General features: G+C 58.3%; 15 protein-coding genes. 11 read left to right on the top strand and 4 right to left on the bottom strand.

The features are described 5' to 3' along the window. The first annotated feature begins 121 nt into the window (after positions 1 to 121). The 4 genes from DNI29_RS07270 to DNI29_RS07255 all read left to right on the top strand — a co-directional run bounded on the left by DNI29_RS07270 (position 122) and on the right by DNI29_RS07255 (position 8,146). On the top strand, positions 122 to 1,216 hold the full coding sequence (locus DNI29_RS07270; RefSeq protein ID WP_110977437.1) for an efflux RND transporter periplasmic adaptor subunit: 1,095 nt from the start codon (positions 122 to 124) through the stop codon (positions 1,214 to 1,216). A 66-nt stretch (positions 1,217 to 1,282) separates the two neighbouring features. Then, on the top strand, positions 1,283 to 4,447 hold the full coding sequence (locus DNI29_RS07265; RefSeq protein ID WP_110977436.1) for an efflux RND transporter permease subunit: 3,165 nt from the start codon (positions 1,283 to 1,285) through the stop codon (positions 4,445 to 4,447). Between the two features lie 184 nt (positions 4,448 to 4,631). Beyond that, on the top strand, positions 4,632 to 7,103 hold the full coding sequence (locus DNI29_RS07260) for a M1 family aminopeptidase (protein WP_110977435.1): 2,472 nt from the start codon (positions 4,632 to 4,634) through the stop codon (positions 7,101 to 7,103). Between the two features lie 197 nt (positions 7,104 to 7,300). After that, positions 7,301 to 8,146 (top strand): transporter, encoded by an 846-nt coding sequence (locus DNI29_RS07255; RefSeq protein ID WP_162303541.1) that lies wholly within the window; start codon positions 7,301 to 7,303, stop codon positions 8,144 to 8,146. A 190-nt stretch (positions 8,147 to 8,336) separates the two neighbouring features. Here DNI29_RS07255 and DNI29_RS07250 read toward each other — a convergent pair whose 3' ends face one another. After that, positions 8,337 to 9,620, bottom strand: coding sequence for a M20/M25/M40 family metallo-hydrolase (locus DNI29_RS07250; RefSeq protein ID WP_162303540.1), 1,284 nt, complete (start codon positions 9,618 to 9,620; stop codon positions 8,337 to 8,339). Positions 9,621 to 9,820: 200 nt separating this feature from the next. Between DNI29_RS07250 and DNI29_RS07245 the strand changes: the two genes are divergently transcribed. Continuing rightward, a complete protein-coding gene (locus DNI29_RS07245) occupies positions 9,821 to 10,225 on the top strand; it encodes an META domain-containing protein (protein ID WP_162303539.1) in 405 nt (134 codons plus the stop codon). A 65-nt stretch (positions 10,226 to 10,290) separates the two neighbouring features. On the opposite strand, the gene DNI29_RS07240 is transcribed toward DNI29_RS07245, so the two are convergent. Together DNI29_RS07240 and DNI29_RS07235 are read right to left on the bottom strand one after the other, a co-directional pair. Beyond that, the gene (locus tag DNI29_RS07240; RefSeq protein ID WP_123823109.1) at positions 10,291 to 11,034 is read right to left on the bottom strand and encodes a hypothetical protein; all 744 of its coding nucleotides are present in this window, start codon (positions 11,032 to 11,034) and stop codon (positions 10,291 to 10,293) included. A gap of 58 nt (positions 11,035 to 11,092) precedes the next feature. Next, entirely contained in the window at positions 11,093 to 14,542 is a 3,450-nt protein-coding gene (locus tag DNI29_RS07235) for a pyruvate carboxylase (RefSeq protein WP_110977430.1), read from the bottom strand. Positions 14,543 to 14,743: 201 nt separating this feature from the next. Between DNI29_RS07235 and DNI29_RS07230 the strand changes: the two genes are divergently transcribed. Beyond that, positions 14,744 to 15,457 carry an SDR family NAD(P)-dependent oxidoreductase gene (locus DNI29_RS07230; protein ID WP_110977429.1) on the top strand — a complete coding sequence of 238 codons (714 nt, stop codon included), beginning with the start codon at positions 14,744 to 14,746 and terminating at the stop codon, positions 15,455 to 15,457. Positions 15,458 to 15,556: 99 nt separating this feature from the next. Beyond that, positions 15,557 to 16,882, top strand: a complete 1,326-nt coding sequence (locus DNI29_RS07225; RefSeq protein WP_110977428.1) for a cryptochrome/photolyase family protein — start codon at positions 15,557 to 15,559, stop codon at positions 16,880 to 16,882. Positions 16,883 to 17,015: 133 nt separating this feature from the next. On the opposite strand, the gene DNI29_RS07220 is transcribed toward DNI29_RS07225, so the two are convergent. Continuing rightward, a complete protein-coding gene (locus DNI29_RS07220) occupies positions 17,016 to 19,109 on the bottom strand; it encodes a DUF8696 domain-containing protein (RefSeq protein ID WP_162303538.1) in 2,094 nt (697 codons plus the stop codon). Positions 19,110 to 19,318: 209 nt separating this feature from the next. Here DNI29_RS07220 and DNI29_RS07215 point away from each other — a divergent pair, with 209 nt between their 5' ends. From DNI29_RS07215 to DNI29_RS07200, 4 genes are all read left to right on the top strand, one after another. Continuing rightward, the gene (locus DNI29_RS07215) at positions 19,319 to 19,954 is read left to right on the top strand and encodes a TetR/AcrR family transcriptional regulator (protein WP_110977426.1); all 636 of its coding nucleotides are present in this window, start codon (positions 19,319 to 19,321) and stop codon (positions 19,952 to 19,954) included. A 135-nt stretch (positions 19,955 to 20,089) separates the two neighbouring features. Further along, entirely contained in the window at positions 20,090 to 21,403 is a 1,314-nt protein-coding gene (locus DNI29_RS07210; RefSeq protein WP_110977425.1) for an ABC1 kinase family protein, read from the top strand. A gap of 133 nt (positions 21,404 to 21,536) precedes the next feature. Beyond that, positions 21,537 to 22,397 carry a dienelactone hydrolase family protein gene (locus DNI29_RS07205; protein ID WP_238388036.1) on the top strand — a complete coding sequence of 287 codons (861 nt, stop codon included), beginning with the start codon at positions 21,537 to 21,539 and terminating at the stop codon, positions 22,395 to 22,397. Positions 22,398 to 22,616: 219 nt separating this feature from the next. Next, positions 22,617 to 23,102: an Mpo1 family 2-hydroxy fatty acid dioxygenase gene (locus tag DNI29_RS07200; protein WP_110977423.1), complete on the top strand. Its 486-nt coding sequence runs from the start codon at positions 22,617 to 22,619 to the stop codon at positions 23,100 to 23,102. Positions 23,103 to 23,279: the final 177 nt, after the last annotated feature.

Here is a 23,279-nt window from a genome sequence, read left to right as displayed (position 1 = left end):
TCATCTGCTACCCCTGCTGCCGGGCTGAAGCCTGCCGCACCCCAAAGCCCCCTGCCTTACCTAATACGCTAGCCTTGGCCTGCTGCCTGGGCCTCCGCAAGCCTTTACGCACTCAACCAATATGAACCGCATTGCCGCTTTCCTACCCCTGGCCCTGAGCGCAACCCTGCTGGGCTGCTCGAAATCAGAAGATGCCGCTGAACCCCAGCAAGCCAAAGCCAGCTTTTCGCTTTCCGATCAGATGCTGCGGGAGCTGAAAATTGACACGGTACGCAATGAGCCCGTGCGCAACGAGCTGACTCTTTCGGGCCAGATTGCCACCAACGGCGACAAAACCGTGAAGGTGTACCCGCTGGTGGGCGGCGTGGTGGAACAGCTCACGGTAGAGCTTGGTGACCACGTTACCAAAGGCCAAGTGCTGGCCGTGATACGAAGCGGGGAAATTGCCGACCTGCAAAACCAGAACAGTACCGCTGGCACCGACCTTGATATTGCTCGCAAGAACCTGCAGGTGCTGGAAGAACAATACGCCGCGGGGCTGGCCTCAGAGCGCGATGTAACCTTGGCCCGCAAGGAGCTGCAAAAAGCCGCCGGCAACGTGGGCAAAACCCGCAAGCAGATGAACGTGTACGGCGTATCGGCTGATGGCACCTACACGTTGCGCGCTCCTATTTCGGGCTTTATCACGGAAAAAAACGTGACCGACCACATGCAGTTCAATGCCGATAATGTGGGCAACCTGTTCACCGTGTCAAACCTCGAAGATGTGTGGATTATGGCCAACGTGTTCGAGTCGGATATCAGCAAAGTAAAGGAAGGCTACGCCGCCGACGTAACGACCCTCTCCTACCCCGACAAGCACTTCCAAGGCCGCATCGACAAGATCTTCAACGTGCTCGACCCCGAAAGCCGGGTGATGAAAGTAAGGGTGCGCCTGCCTAATCCGGGTTACCAGCTAAAGCCCGAGATGTACGCCCAAATCAAAATCAGGAACACTGAAGACCAAAAGATGCTGGCCGTACCCGCCAAAAGCGTGGTGTTTGCCAAAGACCGGCACTTTGTAATGATTTTCAAGGACCGCCAGCACATTGAAACCCGCGAGGTGCAGGTGGCCAAAACCGTCGGCGACGTGAGCTACGTGGCCTCGGGCCTGCGCGACGGGGAGCGTATCATCTCCCGAAACCAACTGCTGGTGTACGACGAGCTGAACGATTAGCGCCAGCGCTAGCTCTCCTTGTCAAAATCCAGCTTCTAGCTACTGCTTCCCAGCTTTTCCAAAGCCATGAATAAATTCATCCAGGGCATTATTGCCTTTTCGCTCAAGAACCGGGGCTTTGTGTTCCTGATGACGTTGGTCGTGATTGTGGCCGGGGTCATGAGCTACCGGAACACGCCCATCGAAGCCTTTCCCGACGTCACGAACACCGAAATCACCATCATCACGCAGTGGCCCGGCCGCTCGGCCGAGGAGATTGAGAAGTTCGTGACGGCTCCCATTGAAATTGCCCTGAACCCGGTTCAGAAGAAAACCAGCATCCGGAGCACTACCCTTTTCGGGCTGTCGGTAGTGAAGGTAATTTTCGATGACGGCGTGGACGATGCTTTTGCCCGCGTACAGGTCAACAATTTGCTTGACCAGGCCGACCTGCCCGAGGGTGCCGACCCCGATGTGCAGCCGCCCTACGGCCCCACCGGCGAGATTTTCCGCTATACCCTCAAAAGCAAGAACAAAACCACCCGCGAGCTGAAAACCCTGCAGGATTGGGTGGTGGAGCGCAACCTGAAAGCAGTGCCCGGCGTGGCCGACGTAAATAGCTTCGGGGGCGAGGTGAAGGACTACGAAATATCGGTAAACCCTGGCAAGCTCCAGGCCCTGAGCCTTACCCCCCTGGACCTGTACAATGCCATTCAGCGCAGCAACATCAACGTGGGCGGCGACGTGATAAACGCGGGTCAGCAGAACTATGTGGTGCGCGGCATCGGCCTGCTCAACAACATCGGCGACATCAACAACACGGTCATCAAGAACGTGAACGGCGCCCCCATTCTGGTGAAGGATGTGGCCTTGGTGCATGAGTCGGCATTGCCGCGCCTGGGCAAGGTAGGGCGGGGCCTGAACGACGACGTGCTGGAAGGCATTGTGGTGATGCGCAAGGGCGAAAACCCCTCGGAAGTTATTGCCCGCCTCCAGGAGAAAGTGGCTCTGCTCAACGACAAGATTCTGCCTTCTGATGTGAAAATTCAGAGCTTCTACGACCGGCAGCAGCTTATCGACTTCTCCACCGAAACCGTCATTCACAACCTGCTGGAAGGCATAATCCTGGTGACGGTTATCGTGTTCGTGTTCATGGCCGACTGGCGCACCACGGTTATTGTGTCGGTGATTATTCCGCTGGCCTTGCTCTTTGCCTTCATCTGTCTGCGCCTCAAGGGCATGTCGGCCAACCTGCTCAGCATGGGCGCCATCGACTTCGGCATCATCATCGACGGGGCCGTGGTGATGGTGGAAGGGCTGTTCGTGGCCCTCGACCACAAGGCCCACCGCCTGGGCATGGAGAAGTTCAACAAGCTCGCCAAGCTGGGCCTGATCAAGAAAACCGGCCGCGAAATGGGCAAGGCCATCTTCTTCTCCAAAGCCATCATCATCACGGCCCTGCTACCCATCTTCTCCTTTGAAAAGGTAGAGGGCAAGGTGTTCTCGCCCCTGGCTTGGACGCTGGGTTTTGCCTTGCTGGGGGCGCTCATCTTCACGCTTACGCTGGTACCGGTGCTCACGAGCATTCTGCTGAAGAAGAACGTGGTGGAGAAGGATAACTTCTTTGTGCGCGGCATCAATCGGGGCTCCGAGCGGTTCTTTTCCTTTACCTACGCCCGCAAAACGGCCAGCCTGCTGTTTGCTACCGTCACGGTAGTGCTGGGGCTGGGCTGCTTCCACTTCCTGGGCTCCGAGTTCCTGCCCGAGCTGAACGAAGGCTCCATTTACGTGCGGGCCCAGCTGCCGCTAAGCATTTCCCTGGATGAAAGCAACAAGCTCTGCAACGAGATGCGCCGGGTGTTCCTGTCGTTTCCGCAGGTAGGCGACGTAGTAAGCCAGACCGGCCGCCCCAACGACGGCACCGACCCCACCGGCTTCTATAACAACGAGTTTCTGGTGCAGCTCAAGCACACGCCCGAGGTGCAGGCCGAAATGAAGCACAAAGAGAAGCGCACGGCCCTGATTGAGCATATGAAGGAAAAGCTGGCCCGCTTCCCCGGCGTAAATTTCAACTTCTCCCAGCCCATCACCGATAACGTGGAGGAAGCCGCCTCGGGCGTGAAAGGCTCCATTGCGGTGAAAATCTACGGGACTGACCTGAAGCTGATGGAAGAAAAGGCCCGGCAGGTGTACGGGGTGCTACGGAACATCAAAGGCATCGACGACCTGGGCGTGCTGCGCAACATTGGCCAGCCGGAGCTGCATGTAGAGCTGGATGAGCAGCGCATGGCCAGCTACGGCGTAAGCAAAGCCGACGCTAACGCGGTGCTGGAAATGGCTGTGGGTGGCAAGCAGGCCTCCCAGATGTACGAAGGCGAGCGGAAATTCCCCATTCGGGTGCGCTACCAGGAGCAGTTCCGCCAAACCCCGGAGCGCATTGCAGCCCTAATGGTACCTACCCAAAGCGGCAAAACCATTCCGCTCTCCGAAATTGCTACCATCGGCACCGTAAACGGCCCCAGCCTTATCTACCGCGACGACAACCAGCGCTTTGCCGCCGTGAAGTTTAGCATCCGGGGCCGCGACATGGGTAGCACCATCGAAGAAGCCCAGAAAAAGGTGGAACAAGTGGTTAGCCTACCCAAAGGCTACAGCATGAAATGGACCGGCGACTTTGAAAACCAGCGCCGCGCTACGGAGCGCCTGGCCCAGGTAGTGCCCGTATCCCTGGCCCTGATTTTCTTTATCCTGTTCATATTGTTCGGCAACCTGAAAGATGCGGGGCTGGTGCTGCTGAACGTGCCGTTTGCCATTATTGGCGGCATAGCGGCCCTGCTGCTCACGCACACCAACTTCAGCATCTCGGCCGGTATTGGGTTTATTGCCTTGTTTGGCATCTGTATTCAGAACGGGGTAATTCTAATTTCGGTGTTCAAGCAGAACATGGCCCGCAAGCTCAGCCTCGACCGGAGCATCCACGAGGGTGTCACCAGCCGCGTCCGCCCCGTAGTGATGACGGCCCTGATGGCAACCATCGGGCTGCTGCCCGCGGCCCTGAGCACCGGCATTGGCTCCGAAACCTCCAAGCCCTTGGCTATTGTGGTCATTGGCGGCCTGATTACCGGCACCATGCTGACCCTGTTCATCTTCCCGCTCATCTTCGAGAAAGCCTACCGCGCCGAGCATTCTCGGTACGCCGACGACCTTACGCTCCACCCCGAGCGGCACCAGCCAGCAGTGCTGGTGCATTAAGGGGTAATTGGTTTAGTGGATAAACAAGAGTCGGCTTTTGGCCGGCTTTTGTTTGTTTAGGGGGGTAGGAGTCTTTTTCGTCTAAAGCATCTGACAAGCTTTGCCGGCGTGCAACTAAGCCGATTTCCGGCGCATCTGTGCTGAAAAGTTTGCAACTAGCAGCCCAATCCTTGCTTCTTATTTCATGACGAAAGCTTTCCTGCTGAGCCTCGGCCTGCTGGGCGCCCTTCCTGCCCTGGCCCAGTCGCCCACGGCCCGGCCCGACTCCGCCGCTACCCTCCCCTACCGCGAAACTGTCCGCAAAGTCAACGCCCTGGTGCACACCAAGCTAGATGTGCGCTTCGACTACGCCAAGCGCCAACTGTTGGGCCGCGAATGGGTGACCTTGCAGCCCGTAGCCTACGCTACGGACTCCCTACGCCTCGATGCGAAGGGCATGGACATCAAATCGGTGACCATGGTGAACGGCACCGACACCAAAACGCTGAAGTTTGATTACAACCAGGAGCAAATGCTGGTGCACCTGGATAAGCTCTACACGCCGGGCCAGCAGTACACCGTATACATTGAGTATGTGGCCAAGCCCGACGAGCTGAAAACCAAAGGCAGCGAGGCCATTACCGACGCCAAGGGTCTGTACTTCATCAACCCCGACAGCACCGAAGCCGGCAAGCCCCGCCAGATCTGGACCCAGGGCGAGACGGAAGCCTCCTCGGCGTGGTTTCCTACCATCGACAAGCCCAACCAGAAAACGACGGCCGAAATCAGCATGACGGTGCCGGCCCGCTACGTTACGCTCAGCAACGGCGCCCTGACTAGCCAGAAAAACAACCCCGACGGCACCCGCACCGACACCTGGAAGCAGGAGCTGCCCCACTCGCCCTACCTGTTCATGATGGCCGTGGGCGACTTCAAGATTACCAAAGACACTTGGCGGGGCAAGGAAGTAAGCTACTACCTCGAACCCAAGTACGCGCCCTTCGCCAAGCAGATTTTCGGCAACACGCCCGAAATGCTGGAGTTTTTCTCCCAGCGCCTGGGCGTAGACTACGCCTGGAATAAGTACGCTCAGGTAGTGGTGCGCGACTACGTGAGCGGCGCCATGGAAAACACCTCAGCCACCTTGCACGGCGAATTCCTACAGAAAGACGCCCGCGGATTGCTGGATGCGGAGTACGCCAACGGCGAGTCGGTTATTGCCCACGAGCTGTTCCACCAGTGGTTCGGCGACCTGGTAACGGCCGAAAGCTGGAGCAACCTGACCGTGAACGAGTCGTTTGCCGACTTCAGCGAAGCGCTGTGGGCTGAGTACAAGTACGGCCAGGACGCCGGCGACGCCCACGCCTATATGAACATGCGCAACTACCTGCGCAGCCCCGCCGATGCCCAGAAGCACCTCGTGCGCTTCCACTACGCCGACAAGGAGGACATGTTTGACTTGGTGAGCTACCAGAAGGGCGGCCAGATCCTGAACATGCTGCGCAACTACCTCACCGACGACGTGTTCTTCGCCGGCCTGAAAAAGTACCTCACCGACAACAAGTTCGGCAACGGCGAAGCGCATCAGCTGCGCCTGGCCCTGGAAGCTGTGTCGGGCCAGGATCTGAACTGGTTTTTCAATCAGTGGTACTTCAACTCCGGCCACCCGGTAGTTACCATCGACTACGCCTACGATGCCGGCCGCAAGGAACAAGCGGTTACCATCAAGCAAACCCAACCCGGCCAGGTGTTTCAGCTGCCCATGGCCGTAGATGTGTACGTGAACGGCAAGGCCCAGCGCCACCAGGTAGTGATGCGCCAGGCCACTCAAACGTTCCGCTTCCCGGCCGCCAGCAAGCCCAATTTGGTGAACGTGGATGCCGATAAGGTGCTGCTGTGGCAGAAAACCGATAACAAGCCCTTCGCCGAATACGCCTACCAGTACAAGAACGCGCCCCGTTTCGTAGACCGCCGCGAGGCCGTAGCGGCCGCTGCCCAGCTACCCCCCACCGATGCCGCCGCCCGTCAGCTCCTGCTCTCCGCCCTCAGCGACAAGTACGCTGGCCTGCGCCTCTCGGCCCTCTCGGGTCTGAAGCTGGATGAAAAAGCTGTGCAGAAAGCAGCCGCGCCCGCCATCCGCAAGCAACTGGCCCAGGAAAAGAACACCAACAACCAAGCGGCTATGCTGCTGGCCCTGGGCGAGCTAGGCGACAAAAAGGATACGAAAGCCTTCACGCAGGCGCTCAACAGCCAGTCGTACGCGGTGCAGGGCGCGGCACTGCAGGGCCTGGCTTCTGTTCAGCCTAAGCAGGCTCTGGCGAAAGCGCAGGCGCTCCAGAAAGATGCAAATGGTACCGTTGCTGCTGCCGTAGCAGCCGTGTACGCTGAGCACGGCGACGCCAGCACCTGGGCCTACGTCCGCGACCAGTTTGATGCAGCTGGCCCCCAGGGCAAGTTTCAGATGTTGGAAAGCCTGGTAGGCTTCATGTCGCGCCTGAACGACGCTACCGTGCTGAACGAAGGCGTAGACCGCCTGCAGAAGCTAGCCGTGCAGTACAAAAAGTACGGGGTAGATGAGCCCATCCTGGCCATGCTGGACAAGGTGCAGCAAAACAAACCCGCCGACCAGAAAGCCAAAGTGCAGGCCGCCATGCAGGCTATTAAGCAGGCGCAGTAAGCCCCTGATTTTTCTTGATTTTTTCAAAAAGGCCGGAACAATATTCCGGCCTTTTTATTGACCACTTTTCTCAGAATAGTGCTTCTACGAGGCTGTTTTCAGGGTAGCGGGTTATCACGTAAATAACCCAACAGAGTTACATCATCTTTGTAAAATCGAACTATTCTGGCGTGGCTGGCGTCGGAGTAAGCATGCGAATGACCACTCTGCTGACCGCTGGCACGCTGCTGCTTGCCGGCCCGGCCTGCACCCTGGCCCAAACCACTGACCCCAACCTCGGCAATGAGGAGTCGCCGTTTGTGCGCCTCATCCGCCCCGACCGGCCGGGTCAAACCATCACCACCAACATGCTCTACCCGGGCCAGTTCCAGCTCGAAACTGGCCTTACCCGCTACGATGGGGGTAGCAGCGTGGGCTACGCCGGGCGCACGGCATGGGGTAGCACCTTGCGGGTAGGTTTTTTCAACCACATTGAGCTGCGCGCCACCCAGAATTATCTGCTTACGCCCACTACGCGCCCCCTCACTGTAGAGGGTGCCCCTACTCCATTTGCCGGACCAGTCGGCTTTGCTCCGCTGAACTTAGGTGCTAAGTTTCTGGCTTCCACGGTGCAGAATGCCCGCTCCCAGGTAGTCGTGCTCTTCGATATGAACCTGCGCAACGGCGACGCTTCGTTTCAAAACAAGCAATTTGAGCCCGGCGCTCGCCTGTTGGTGTCGCAGCAGTTGGGGCGGCGGTTTGGGCTGGAAGGCAATCTGGGCTTCCGGCAGCAGGGTTTCAAAGCCGAAGGCACCAAGCAGGGCCAGTACCTGACGACCCTGGCCCTCAACGGCCCGATTTCGGCTAATAACCACATAGGCTTTTTCGCGGAAACCTACGCCACCTGGCAGCGGCAACAGGGTTGGCGGCCGGGCCTCACCTCGGGCCTGTTCTTCCGCCCTACCCCCGGTCTGCGCCTGGATGTCACGGCGGCCCACGGCCTGACGCCGGCCGCGGGCGGCTTCAACGTAGGCGCCGGCCTGAGCATGCGCTTGGGGAAATAAGTTAGTAAATGAGGAAAAACGCCTTAGCAGAATTGCTTGGCGCCACTTTTTTTGCTCTCTTCCTAAAGCCGTAAAACAGGCAAGCCCTTACCTCTATGTTGGAGGTAAGGGCTTGCTTTATTTCTGGGGGTAGGGCGCAGGTAACCAAGGAAGGCGGCTCCTATCTCGCCCCACTACCTCACTCGCTCATCTATTGCTTTACCGATTCTGGGGCGATGCGCGAAGGAGTTTGCTGGCCGCTGATGATGCCGGCAGCGCTGCGGCCGATAGCCGAAATAACGTTGGTCATGTTTACCAGGTCCAGGCTTTCCACTTCATCGTCCACGCTGTGGTAGCGCTTGTCGTCCGGAATCTGGTCGGTGCTGATGGTGTGGGCGGGCACGCCTAGGCGGGCCAAGGTGGCATTGTCAGAACGGTAAAACAGGTTTTGCTCGGGGTACGGGTCGGGCTCGAAGCGGAAGGTAGTGCCCTTGGCCCCCTCCTGCAGTAGCTTGCCGAAGTCCGACTTATCAAAGCCCGTGATAAAGGCTGAGTTGGGGCCGAACTTCGCTTCCTTGCCAATCATTTCAATATTGAACATGGCCACTACCTGCTTAGGATCAAGCTGCCGGGAAAAATAGCGTGCCCCAAAGCCCCCAATTTCCTCGGCCACAAAAGCCACGAAAACAAGGGAACGGGCATTGTCGTTTTTCTTTTTGAAGTACTCGGCAAGGGCTACCACAGCCGAAGTGCCGCTGGCGTCGTCGTCGGCGCCATTGGCGATAGAGTCGCCCTGCACGGCAGGCAGAATCCCGATGTGGTCGTAGTGGCCGCTGAAGACTACCTGCTCGGCAGCGCGGGCATTGTTTTTACCTGGCAGCATGCCCACAATGTTGCGTAGCTCCACTGTTCGGATGGTAGTAGTGGCCGCCACCCGGAACTTCAGGGGCGAAGGCGGGGTAGCGCCCAGCACAAACAGGGTGGTAAATGGAGCGGGTTTGTCGGGGCGCAGGCCGCCGCGCTGCAGGTAGCCGGCAAGGCGCGTGAAGGCAGTAGCCTGGGCAGGGTCAACAAAAACGATGGTATTCTCGCGGGGCTCCAGCAACGGGCGCGCTTCGCGCAGCAGGTTGCCATCGGCCCCTACGGTTACAATGCGCGGCGCGGGCTCGTCGGCCTCGGTCCAGTTCAGGTGCTCCTGGCCCGATACCAGCAGCATCTTATCGGGGCTGATGTTGGTGCCGTTGATGGAAACAAAAGCTGCCGCTGTGCGCACCTCATAGGTAGGGAAGCTTTGCTCGTAGCTTTTCAGCCCCGGCAGAGGCTGCAGCCCGATGCGCTGAAACTCGGCGGCCAGAAATTGGGCCGCTTTTTGCCCACCAGGTTTACCAGAGGCCCGTCCCTGCATGTCATCGGCAGCCAGGGCGCGCACCACGCGCTCTACCGTAGCAGCAGATACGCTAGCTTTCTGATTAGAAGCCAGCTTCTTCTGCCCCATTGCGGTGTGGGCGCAATAGAATAAAAGGGAGATTAAAAGAAAATTTCTCATGGCCCAAAGTAGCCATTTTTGCTTCAACCACCGTTACCCCTTCACCACCTACTCTTCAGCTTCTCATTAAAATATTCATGCGTAGTTCAGTTGTATGTATTGCCCTGCTTGGTAGCTTCAGCCTGCTGCTGCCTTCCTGCCAATCCAAAATGTCACCCACTTCGCCTACCCCCGCCGCAACGGCCAACCCTAGCGGCACTTCTATAGCTGCATTGCGCGGCACGCACTGGAATCTGCTTCAGCTTGAAGGCCAGCCTATTGCAGCAACCCCAGAAAAGCAGATCTATCTGCAGTTGAACCCCACGGAAGATTCGGCGGAGGGCCAGGCTGGCTGTAATCGTTTCCGCGGTAGCTTCACGTTGTCCGGCGCAGACCAACTGCAGTTTGGGGCGCTGCTTTCAACCAGAATGGCCTGCCCCGATTTAACCACCGAAACGGCTTTCCTCTCGGCCCTTCGTAACTCCCGCCGTTACCGCATCAGCGCCGACACCCTGTATCTACAAGGAGAATCGACGGCTACCCCTCTGGCCACTTTGCAAGCCCAGAAGCAATAAAAAAGCCTTTGAGGGCTGCCGCAGCAGTTGCGGCAGCCCTCAAAGGCTTTGCTTTTACCCAAAGGCTATTTATCAGCCGCCGCGAAAACGGCTCCCCACTCGGCATCGGTTTTTGCCGAAGAAGACTTGGGAGCAGCTTTCAGGGCGCTGGCTAGTTCGGGAGCCGCCGCCTGCAAGGCCTTAAGCGTCAGCTTTACAGGCTCCACGGAACCATTGGGGCGGCGCAGATAGTACGTGGGCTTGTCCTCTATTTCATCGTAGCGCCGGTCGGTGCTATAGGCACCCTGGAAATCGGCTTTGCGCAAGGACTTGGCGTAGCGCTTCAGCAGCGCGTATTTGCCTTCATGCAGCACCTCTACATACTCAGCCCGTTGCGTTGGCACGGGCGCTTCATTGAAGCGACGAAATACTCGTTTGCGGGTACCCGTGGCCGTAAGGGCAGGCTCCTCTAGTTCAAAACCGGCCAGCAGACGGTCGTTTAGCTGCAACGAATCGTTGGGGCGGTTAATGGGGCGCATGAGCAGGCGCTGGTTGAGCACGTCATACTTCAGCGGCACGGGTGCCAGCGGCACATTGTTGGTCATGCGCAGCCGGGCCGGAAGCCAGCGGTTATCAGCATACGGCGAGCCTTTGGTGGGCTCCAACGAGCCACGCGGCACCACGGTAGGCGAGCCATTGACCAGGGCATTGAGGTTAGCCTGAGCCGCAGCTCCTACCTGCTCAATATGAGGTTGTTGGGCATATGCCGTTTCAACGGCGGCCATGGGCAATGCCAGCGCCAGCAATATTGTAGAAAAGCGAAAGGACATGGATGAAATAAGAGAATAAATTCTTTCCTCCAATCTACTGATTTTCTGTAACCTCCCTCTACCCCAGGGTCAGCACCAAATCGTCGGCATTCACCAGGGTACCTTCGGGGAGGTTTACGGCCTGCACGGTGGTGTCATCCTGGGCCGTGATAGTGGTTTCCATCTTCATGGCTTCGATGATGAACAAGGGCGAGTTCTTGCGCACCTCCTGCCCCGACTCGACCAGCACCTTGGAGAGCAGGCCTTGCAAAGGAGCCCCGATCTGCTTCTGGTTGGCCTTGTCGATTTTCGGGTTCTGCACCTTCTTCACCTCTACCGAGCTGTCGCGGATTTCCAGGTTGCGGCCCTGGCCGTTGAGGGTAAAAAACAGGGTGCGGCAGCCGTCTTCGTTTACCGGCCCCACGCTCTGCAACCCCACAATAATGCTCTTGCCGCGGGCAATGTTGATGATGGTTTCCTCGCCCAGCTGCAGGCCGTAGAAGAACACCGGGGTAGGCACCACCGATACGTCGCCGTACTGCTGCTGGTGCTGCCAGTATTGCTCGAACACCTTGGGGTAGAGGAGCCAGGAAAGCACATCGGTGAACTTGCCGCGCTGCCCGAATTTCTCCTCGAACCGCTGCCATTCCTGGTCGAAGTTGATTGGTGCGAGGTGCTCGTTGGGCCGGTCAGTAAAGGGCTGCTCGTCTTTCAGAATGGCCTTCTGCACCTCTTGGGGCCAGCCACCTTCGGGCTGCCCAATGTCGCCGCGGAACAGTTCCCGCACCGATTCGGGGAAGTTCAGCGTGGGGCCTTTTTCCAGCACATCGGCCGTGGTCAGGTTGTTGGAGACTAGGAACAGGGCCATGTCGCCGACCACCTTCGAAGAAGGCGTCACCTTCACAATGTCGCCGAAGAGCTGGTTGACATCAGCAAACGTGTGCTTGATGGTTTCGAACTTATCCAGCAAGCCCAGGGCCGCCGCCTGGGGCCGCAGGTTGGAGTATTGCCCGCCCGGAATTTCGTGCTGAAACACCTCCGAGGTTCCCGCCTTCAGGCCCGATTCGAAGGGGTAGTACTGTTCGCGCACCGTGTCCCAGTAGTTGCTGAACTCGTTGAGCGACTCCTGCTCAAACTCGCGGTGGCTCTCCTGCCCCCGCAGCATTTCCACGATGGAGTTGAAATTGGGCTGGGACGTGAGGCCCGAGAGGCTGCCCAGGGCCACGTCAATCACATCCACACCGGCTTCCACGGCTTTCAGGTAGGTAGCAGCCTGCAAGCTGCTGGTGTCGTGGGTATGCAGGTGAATGGGCAGGCTGATGGTGTCGCGCAGGGCGGTAATCAGCTCGGTAGCGGCGTAGGGCTTCAGCAGGCCCGCCATGTCCTTGATGCAGAGGATGTGGGCGCCAGCGTCCTCGATTTGCTTGGCCAAGCGCAGGTAGTAGTCCAGGTTGTACTTCTGGTTGCGCTTGGGGTCCAGAATGTCGCCGGTGTAGCAGATGGCGGCTTCGGCCAGGCGGTCCGTCTTGTTGCGCACGAAGCCGATGCAGGCTTCCATACCGGGCATCCAGTTCAGGGAGTCGAATACGCGGAACACATCGATGCCGGTTTCGGCGGCCTGCTGCACGAAGCGTTCGGTGAGGTTGTCGGGGTAGGCTTTGTAGCCCACGCCGTTGGCCCCCCGAATCAGCATCTGGAGCAAGATATTGGGCACGGCGGCGCGCAGCTTGGCCAGCCGCTCCCAGGGGTCTTCGTGCAGGAAGCGCAGGGCCACGTCGAAGGTAGCACCGCCCCAGCACTCCAGGGAGAAGGTTTGCGGATGCTGGCGGGCGTAGCGGTCGGCCACTTTCAGCATGTCGTAGGTACGCATGCGGGTAGCCAGCAGGCTCTGGTGGGCGTCGCGCAGGGTGGTGTCGGTGTAGTGAATCTGCTTGTCCTGGCGCAACCACTGAGCAAAGCCGTCGGGGCCGAGTTCCGTGAGCTTTTGCTTGGTGCCGGGGGGCGGCGGTGTTGTCAGGTCGGCTTCCGGCAGCAGGGGCTTGCGCAGCTCGCGCTTGGGGTCCACGTGGCCCTTCACATCGGGGTTGCCGTTCACGATGACGTTGCCGAGGAAGTTAAGGACTTTGGTGGCGCGGTCCTGGCGGGTTTTGAACTTGAACAGCTCGGGGTGGTCCTTGATGAAGTCCACGTTGGCCTCGCCGGCCATGAACACGGGGTGGGCAATGATGTTCTGCAGGAACTGGATGTTGGTGCTCACCCCGCGCACCCGGAACTCATCCAGCGTACGGGCCATCTTGGTGGCGGCACCTTCCAGGGTAGGCGCCTGAGTCGACACCTTCACCAGCAGGGAATCAAAAAACGGTGAAATCCGCACCCCCGTGTACACCGAGCCTTGGTCCAGCCGAATCCCGAAGCCGCCGGCCGAGCGGTAGGCCGTGATGGTGCCGTAGTCAGGCTTGAAGTCCTGCTCGGGGTCTTCGGTAGTAATGCGGCACTGAATGGCTACCCCTATTTTGGGCGGCTTTACGTCGGGTCCCAGCCCAATTTCGGGGTCGGTGAGGCGGCGGCCATCGGCTACGTGGAGTTGGGTTTTAATCAAATCCACGCCGGTAATCATTTCCGTTACCGTGTGCTCCACCTGAATGCGCGGGTTCACCTCGATAAAGTAAATCCGGTCGTGCTCGGGGTTCACCAGAAATTCCACGGTGCCCACGTTGTTGTAATTCACGGCCCGGCCCAGACGTAGGGCGTACTCATACAGGAGGTGGCGCATGTGGTCGGGCAGGTTAAGCGAGGGCGCTACCTCCACTACCTTCTGGTACCGCCGCTGCACCGAGCAGTCCCGCTCGTAGAGATGGGTGAGCCCCCCGTAGTTGTCGGCCACCAGCTGCACCTCAATGTGCTTGGGCTGCTCCACAAACTTCTCCAAAAACACTGTATCGTCGCCGAAGGCTTTTAGGGCTTCGTTGCGGGCTTCGAAGAAGCCTTTTTCCAGCTGCTCATCATCCCGAATCACGCGCATGCCCCTACCCCCTCCGCCGGCCGCAGCCTTCAGCATCACGGGGTAGCCAATGCGGTGGGCTTCCGTGCGGGCCACCTCAAAGTCGGTAAGGTCTTGCTGGCTGCTTTCAATAATGGGCACCTGGCACTCCACGGCCACTTTCTTGGCCGCCACCTTATCACCGAGGGCTTCCATGACTTCCGGCCGCGGCCCCACGAAGATGATGCCTTCCTCGCGGCAGCGCCGGGCCAGGGTAGCATTTTCCGAGAGGAAGCCATAGCCGGGGTGAATGGCATCGACGCCGTTTTCCTTAGCCGTGCGAATTAGCCCTTCGATGTCGAGGTAGGGCTTCAGCGGCTCATCATCGCGCCCAATCTGGTAGGCTTCATCGGCTTTGTAGCGGTGCAGGGAGTACCGGTCTTCGTAAGTGTAAACAGCAACCGTTGTAATGCCCAACTCGGTAGCGGCGCGCATAACGCGAATGGCAATTTCGCCCCGGTTGGCGACCAGCAGTTTGCGGATGTTCATCGTGGAAAGCGGTGTAAGGAGTAGAAGTGGAAGGCGTGGTGCAAGCTACGGAACGAACACTGGAATATTCAGCGAATTTTTGCTAAAAGTAAAATTTTCGCTGTCATGCACTTTTGTGGCTGTCGCCATAAGAAAGGAAAATATTCCTAAACCTTCATGCCACAGTTCAGTTCTGCTACAACATCTACTCCCTACCTGCGCATGGAATTTGCGAACAAAAACATCCTCCTCGTGGGGGCTTCCTCCGGTATCGGGCTGGCTACGGCTCAGTTGCTTCAAAAGCTGAACGCCAGCCTGTTCACGGCCTCGCGGCACCTGTCTCCGGAGCTTGCTGAGCTGAACACTACCTTCTTAGAGCTGGATGTAACCCAGCCCTTAGGCACTGCCCTCGATGGCTTGCCTGAGGTATTGCACGGGGTAGTGTACTGCCCCGGCAGCATCAAACTGCGTCCCTTCGAACGGATTCCGGCTGATGACTTTCGGGCCGACTTTGAGCTGAACGTACTGGGAGCAGTGCAAATCCTGCAGGCTACCATGAAGCGGCTAAAAAAGGCCAATGGCGCCTCCGTGGTGCTGTTTAGCACCGTGGCCGCCGAAACCGGCATGGCCTTCCATGCTAGCATTGCCACGGCAAAAGCGGCCGTGGAGGGCCTCACCCGCGCCCTAGCTGCCGAGTACGCCGCCAGTGGCATTCGGGTCAATGCCGTGGCTCCTTCCCTGACCAACACGCCCTTGGCATCAGCCCTGCTCAGCACACCCGAAAAAGTAGAAGCCGGGGCTAAGCGCCACCCCCTGCAGCGCATCGGCGAGCCGCAGGACCTGGCTTATATGACGAGCTTCCTACTCTCCGACCACAGCTCCTTTATCACCGGGCAAGTGCACGCCGTAGATGGCGGCATGGGGCGGTTGAAATAAATTTCTGGAATAGCCCAGAATGTTATTTCTACCGGCGCTTCCTACCCGTGCTCTGGGCCACAAACCGGCGCTTTAACTTCTACTATCACGCTCAACGCTATGCCGATTACCTTGTTCTGGCACCGGCGCGACCTGCGCCAGCACGATAATGCCGGCCTCGCGGCGGCCCTGCAAAGCGGGCATCCGGTGGTGTCCTTGTTCATCTACGACCGAGAAATTCTGGATTTGCTGCCCTCCCGCCGCGACGCCCGCGTAACCTTTATTTATGATGAGGTAGAGCGTCTGGCCCGGCAGACTGAGCAGCAGGGCGGCACTTTTCTCGCGTTTTTCGGGCGGCCGATGGAGGTTTTCGAGCAGTTGCTGACCCAGCACGAGGTAGCGGCCATCTACACCAACGAGGACTACGAGCCCTACGCTACCGAGCGGGACACGGCCGTGGCCGCGTTGGCGGCCCGCCACGGGGTAGCGTTTCATGCGCTCAAGGACCAGGTCATTTTCGCTAAGAATGAGCTATTAGGCAAGTCGGGGAAGCCGGCGCGGGTGTTTGGGGCTTACCGCAAGGCTTGGCTAGAAGCTCTGCGCGACGAGGACCTACAGCCCTACCCCTCCGCCGAGCTATATACCGCCCCGCACCTGGCCCAGTTGCCCCAGGCCCCGCCGCGCCCGAACCTGACGAGCATGGGGTTCCAGGAGTTTCGGCAGGAAGTACCGGCCAACGAGCTGCCGCCCGAGGAGTTGGTGCGCAACTACCACCTTACCCGCGACTCGCCGGGCCGGGTGGACAGCAGCACCCGCCGCTCGGTGCACCTTCGCTTCGGCACCCTGAGCGTGCGGGAGCTGATGCGCCAGGCCCGCGACCTGAACCCCAAGCTGCTGGCCGAGCTCATCTGGCGCGACTACTTCATGATGCTGCTCTGGCACTACCCCTCCACAGCCACCGAAAGCTTCGAGCCGCGCCTGCGCCAAGTGCTCTACCGCAACAACGAGGCAGAATTTCAGGCCTGGTGCGAAGGCCGTACGGGCTACCCCCTGGTAGATGCCGGCATGCGCGAGCTAAACCAAACGGGCTACATGCCCAACCGGGCCCGTATTGCCGCCGCGGGCTTTCTGGTGAAGCACCTGCTCATCGACTGGCGCTGGGGCGACCGGTATTTTGCCGATAAGCTGCTCGACTACGACATGGCCCAGAACGTGGGCAACTGGCAGTGGATGGCCGGTACCGGGGTAGTGGCCGCCCCCTGGTTTCGGGTGTACAGCCCCCAGAGCCAACAAGAGCAGTACGACCCTACCTTCGCCTACGTGTGGCAATGGGTACCCGAGTTCGGCACCTGCGACTACCCCAAACCCATCGTCGACCACAAGTTTGCCCGGGAGCGGGCCATCGAAACGCTGCGCACTGCCTATCGGGCGGCGGGTACATTATAAAAGGGCATGAATTTGAGCAGATGCGCGGCAGGAACGCAAACTAATTTTCGTAACAACTGTGCTTTAACATAATCCCCTCCCAGACTGTGTGCAGAAAGGGCATTATGTTAAAGCACCTGCTGCATATAGTTGGCTATTCCTTAACCAGACGCTTTGTGAAGTGCTGTCCGTTTACTTCAACCTGTACAGAATACACACCTGCGACCAGTCGGCGAATATCCACTTCCGCACTTAAATCACTATGCTTGACTGCTTTGTTGCAGTTTATCACTACCTGCCCCAGCGCGTTACGCACCTCCACGCGAAGGGCTTTGGCCGCTGAGCCAGAAGGAAGAGCAAGCTGGAAACTCTGATGAGCAGGATTTGGGTAAAGCACTAGGTGAGTAGCCGCTTCAACTGCCTGAGTAGCTGTGACCAACTGAATAGCTATGACAACAGAGTTGCTGATATTCAGTTGCTGGCAGGCTCCGGAGGTCACTAGCCGCCGGTAATAGGTTGTCTGACTCAGCACCGGCGGATCATAGCTTTGCTCCGTAGCTCCGTTGATACTGGAGAAGGTAGTGTTGTTCAGAGAGCTTTGCCACTGGTAGCTGTAGGAGTTGCTGCCTCCGGTAGGCTGGCTACCGATGATTATGCCAGGGTCAGCGGCGGCAGTGAAGACAGCCGGAACAGGCGCAACCAGAGTATTGCCGGCCACTGCCGTCTGTACAGCCAGGGTCACTGTGTTGCTGGTAGCCACTTGGCCAGCTGAGGTAACCAGCCGCCGGTAGTGCGTGGTCTGGCTGATAACCGGCGGGTCATAGCTTTGTCCGGTTGCCCCGATAACAGGGGTGAAGGTGATGTTGTCTGGTGAGCTTTGCCACTGATAGGTGAAGGTGCCGTCGCCACCCGTAGGCTGTTGCCCGGTTATGATACCTGGGTTGTCACTGCCGCAAAACTCGCTAGGGGTTGGGCCGCTGATGCTGTTGTTGGCAATAGCCGCTACGGTAACGGTGAAGTTAGTCGGGGACGTAGCCGTGCCATTGGGTGTGGTTACGCTCACGGGGCCCGTGGTAGCTCCTACCGGCACTACTGCCGTTATAGTAGTTGCTGATGCAACCGTGAAGGAGCTAGCAGCTACCCCATTGAAGCGCACCGCAGTAGCCCCCGTAAATCCGGTACCGGTAATGCTCACGCTGGTGCCAACACTGCCGTTATCAGGCGTCAGGGCAGTTATGCTGGCTGAGTTTGCGTTCTGGTAGCGGTACACCTGCAAGAATCTACCGTCAACGAGCACGTACGCGTAGCCATCGGTGGCCACTAGGTCGTAGCATATTTCAGTTATTGAAACAGTACCCCGCAGCACCGGGGCCGCAGGGTTGCTGGTATCAACTACATGCAAGGTACTGGTGGTAGTAGAGCCCGTGCCGGTGTACAACACATACACCACTCCCGGGCCAGCAGCCAACAGCGCCGACCCAGCTCCTGCCGATAGTTGAAGGGAGCTTAACAGCACGGGCTCCTCGGGGGTGCTTAAATCATACACCTGCACCCCTCCGTTCTTCGTTCCATAGCCCGTTGCGCCGCTAATAGCGCTGATGGAGGTGGTAGTGCTGGTATGGCGCAACGCCGGCTGGCGCGGGTTGCTCACGTCAAATACCTTCAGGGCACTCCCATCTTGCACGTAGGCCAGCGGGCCCTGTACAACGGGTCGGATAGGCCCACCAACTGCTTGTAGCTCCACCGTGGCGGCGGGGGTCAGGTCTGGCGTGAAAACCTGCAAATTGTTGGTATGCGTACTGTTGTTAGTGGTGACAGCACACACCGCTACTTCACTGGCCCCGATGGTTAATGGATTGCCGGTAATGTTGACAATAGAAGGCGCCGCCGGGTTGTTGGGAGTTTGCAGCCCGAACGCTGTAATGGAGCTGCAGCAGCTGGTGCCTACCCCATAATTGGCTACGTAAGCTGTATTGCCTCCTACTACTACCCTACGCGCCCGGCCACCGGAGTTGGCCACCACGCTTCTCGATACCGGAGTAATAGGATTGCTGATATCCAGCGCCTCTAGGGTGTTGAGACCGAAATTAGCTAGGTACAGTGTGTTGCCCTTGCGGGCTATGCCGGTTGGAGAGGCCGGAGTAGTCACCTCCCCTACTTTCACCAGGTTCTGTGCTTGCCCAAAGTGAAGGCCGACGCAACACACCGACACGATGAATGCAAGTAAATAGGGTACTAATTTTCTCATATAGATGACGATAAGCAGAACAGTAAACAAAGCTTTCAAGCAGCAAAATCCGCAAGGATATGCGCGTCCAAATCTACGAATATGAATATAGAACAGGTAAAAAACCTTGGTCTTGTTTATGGAAGCGTATACTAGTCCAGACCGCTCTGACACGTGCATACCCACCGGACTATCAACAACTAAATAGTGGAACTACTGGTTATACAGGCATGGAAAAGGACCACATTAAACAAGCCTACCTCGATTACGTGTTGCGCAAGGGTATGCCCCCGGCGTCGGTGTTCAAGCTGACTAAAAAGCTGGGCCTGCCGGAGCAAGAATTCTACCGCTACTACGCCAACTTCGACGTGCTCGACAGGGAACTGTGGGCTGATTTCGGCCGCGAAGCCTACGACATTGCCTCCAAAGAACCTGTGTGGGCAGAGTACGGCGCCCGCGAGAAGCTGCTGGGCTTTTACTACACCCTGCTCGAAGTGCTGAAGCGCAACCGCAGCTTTGCCCTACAGGCCCTGCGCCGCTCCCTGCACCGGATGCCCGGCCTCACCCCACGCGTGCTCGATGGGTTACGCCAGGAGTTTGAGGAGTTCGTGACAAATATCCTGCGGGAAGGACGGCAGAGTGGGGAAATTGCTACCCGCCCGCTTATCGAAAATGCTTACCCCCGCTTCTTTTGGCAGCAGTTGCTGTTCGTGCTGGGCTTCTTCGCCCGCGACGAGTCCGTGAACTTTGAGCGCACGGATGCTGCCATTGAGAAGGCTGTTACGCTAAGCTTCGATTTAGTGGGCCGCAACACCTTTGATTCGGCCACCGATTTTGTGCGCTTTCTAGTACAGAGCCGTCGCTAATTACAAGCCCGTACCTAACACGGCTGGCCCCGTTTTCTATTCCTTGTTTCATCGGACTGTTGAGGAATTCTTGACTGACAAGATCATTTTTCAGTCTGACTTCCTGCCTGCCAGCTATCCACTGGCCGCTTTTCTATGGCTGATTCCGCCGAGAACACCCCGCTCAACTCCCTTCCTACCACTAAAGTCGCTCGGGCGGCCCGCTTCGCTAAAACTGGCCTGAATGTGGGCGCCAACTACGTGAAGCACTACGCCAAGCGCGCCGTGGGGGCCGACAGCTCCACGGCGGACCTGCACCAGGCCAACGCGGCGGAACTTTACGGCGCTCTGAGTGAGATGAAAGGCTCGGTGCTGAAAGTGGCCCAGATGCTGGCCATGGAGAAGAACATTCTGCCCACGGCCTACGCCGAGCAGTTTGCCCAGGCCCAGTACCAGACGCCACCACTGTCGGGGCCGCTGGTGGTGAAGGCATTTCGGGATGCCTTCGGGAAGTCGCCGTTTGAGGTGTTTGACACCTTTGACCTGAACGCCCGGCAAGCCGCCAGCATTGGGCAGGTGCATCGGGCCGAAAAAGACGGCCGCACCCTGGCCGTGAAGGTGCAGTACCCCGGTGTGGCCGACAGCATCCGCTCCGATATCCGGCTGGTGAAGCCCATTGCCCTGCGCGTATTGGGCCTCGATGAAGCCACCGTGCGCCCTTACATGCAGGAAGTAGAAACCCGGCTGATTGAGGAAACCGACTATGTCCTGGAGCTGCGGCGCGGCCAGCAGATTGCGGCCGCCTGCGCCCACCTGGCCAACCTGCAGTTCCCGCAGTACTACCCCGAGTTGTCCGCCCAACGTATCCTGACCATGGACTGGCTGCCCGGCCAGCACCTCAAAGAGTTTCTGGCCACCAACCCCAGCCAGGAGGTGCGCAACCAGCTGGGCCAGGCGCTCTGGGACTTCTACATGTTCCAGCTGAACACTCTGCGCCAGGTGCACGCCGACCCCCACCCCGGCAACTTCCTGCTGCAGGCGGATAACGGCGGGACGGTGGGCGTGCTGGATTTTGGCTGCGTAAAGGAAATTCCGGCCGATGTGCACCAACTCTTTACGGCCCTACTTGCCCCCGAAACCCTCGCCGACGAAGCCCGACTAACCGCTTTGCTGACCCAGGCGGGGGTAGTAAAACTCCAGGATCCGGAAGCGCAGCGCACTTTCTACGTGCGCACCATGCAGGCTTCCCTGGAGCTGGTGGGTCGCCCGTTCCGCCAGCCCACCTTCGACTTCGGCGACCCGGCGTATCTGGAGAGCCTATACGCCCTCGGCGACGACCTCATGCAGCAGCCCGAGCTACGGCAGCAGCGCGAGCCCCGCGGCTCCGAGCACTTCATCTACCTCAACCGCACTTACGTAGGCCTCTACGCTTTGCTGACCGAGCTGCGCGCTTTCGTACGAACCGCTTAAATAGAGTCCGATAACCTGCTTATCATTCCGAAACCAAACGGCTCCGTAGCAGTTTAAGCAGTCCGGCGGCACTTATGTAGTTACATAAGTGCCGCCGGACTGCTTTTTTATTACAATTTCCTTCCCCTCATTCATGAAAAAACTTTGGACTCTTTGTGCCGCGCTGCTGAGCGTGGTGTCCATGGCTTCGGCCCAAACCCTGAGCTGCTGCGCTAAACCTTCTACCAGCCCCAACGCCACCGAGGTATTTGCCATGCTGGCTTCTGATGAAGACTTCTCGGGTGGTCACGATGCGCCCCTACCCTTCACCTACCAGGGAACCGGCGAAATGGTGGAGATTAAAACCACCGATGGCCAAAGCAGCAAAGCCTTTGAAATAAAGAGCAACATCCGCTCTGATAAGTACTTGTTGGTGATACATGAGTGGTGGGGTCTCAACGACTACATCAAGCAGGAAGCAGCCCGCTTTGCCAAGGAAATGCCCGGCGTCAACGTCATTGCCCTTGACCTCTACGACGGCCAGGTAGCCACCGATGCCGATCAGGCTGGCAAGCTCATGCAGGGTATCAAGACCGAGCGCGCCCAGGCCATCATCAAAGGTGCTTTGCTCTACGCCGGCCCGAAAGCGCAGGTAGCCAGCATCGGCTGGTGCTTCGGTGGGGGCTGGAGCATCCAGACGGCCCTGCTGGCCGGCCCCAAGGCCAAAGGCTGCGTGGCCTACTACGGCATGCCTGAAAAAGACGTAGCGAAGCTCAAAACCCTGAACACCGACGTGCTTTTCGTCTTCGCGAAGCAGGACAAGTGGATCAACCAGGAGGTAGTAACCCAGTTCGAAAAGGACATGGCCGCCGTCAAAAAAGGCCTCACCGTAAAAGCCTACGACGCTGACCACGCCTTCGCCAACCCCTCCAACCCCAAGTACAACAAGCCCTTCGCCGAAGACGCTCACGCCGCCTCCGTTGCCTACCTCAAGAAAAACCTCAAACTCAAGTGAACCGCGGATTAAGCGGATTGCGCTGATTTCATTCAGCGTTAGAAAGGCGGCCTGCACAGGTCGCCTTTTTTTATGTCCTTCCGAGCGGGAACAAAGAATCTGGGTCAGTCACATGAGTAACTTATGTTCTTAGCTCTTGCTTGGAATGATGGGTTAGGTAGAGTACGTAAACCCAACCAAATCTGTATCTTTTACCTACTCAACCTTGCCGCCTGTCCTATGGAAATCCCTACCCCCTCTCCGGTCCAAAGCCTACTCGATGAGTACGGCGAAAGCCACCAGAACCCCACTAACAAGGTGGTGCACTGGGTATGCGTGCCCCTGATTATGTTCTCGATTCTGGGGCTGCTCTGGTCAATTCCGGTGCCGGAGGTGCTGCGGGCGGTAAGTCCGTGGCTGAACTGGGCTACCGTGGTGATGGTGCTGGCCGTGGCATACTACCTACGCCTTTCCGGCCGATTGGCGGTGGGTATGGTGCTGGTATGGGTGGCAATGGCGGCTACTCTTCGGGTAGTGGATGCGGCGGCTGTGCTACCTCTCTGGGCCGTGTGCCTGCTGGTGTTCGTGCTGGCCTGGATTGGGCAATTCTGGGGGCACAAAGTAGAGGGCAAAAAGCCTTCCTTCCTGAAAGACGTGCAGTTTCTGCTCATCGGTCCGCTCTGGCTTCTGCACTTCATCTACCGCCGCTTGGGCTGGCGCTACTAAGTGGTCGGCGCATGAAGGTAGTATTCTAGCGAAGACTCCAAACGAAGTCAGCTTTCCTAGTCCACTTCCTACCGCCGATAAAACAACAAACCTTTGGCGCTGGTACCGACGCCAAGGGCTTGCTTTTTAACCAGGCTGACAATGTAGCGTTGCTCGCAATGACAGCCCGGCTACTTT

This window comes from Hymenobacter sediminis (assembly GCF_003231285.1).
GTDB classification, from domain to species: Bacteria; Bacteroidota; Bacteroidia; order Cytophagales; family Hymenobacteraceae; genus Hymenobacter; species Hymenobacter sediminis.
This window is presented reverse-complemented; position numbering and strand designations above follow the sequence as displayed.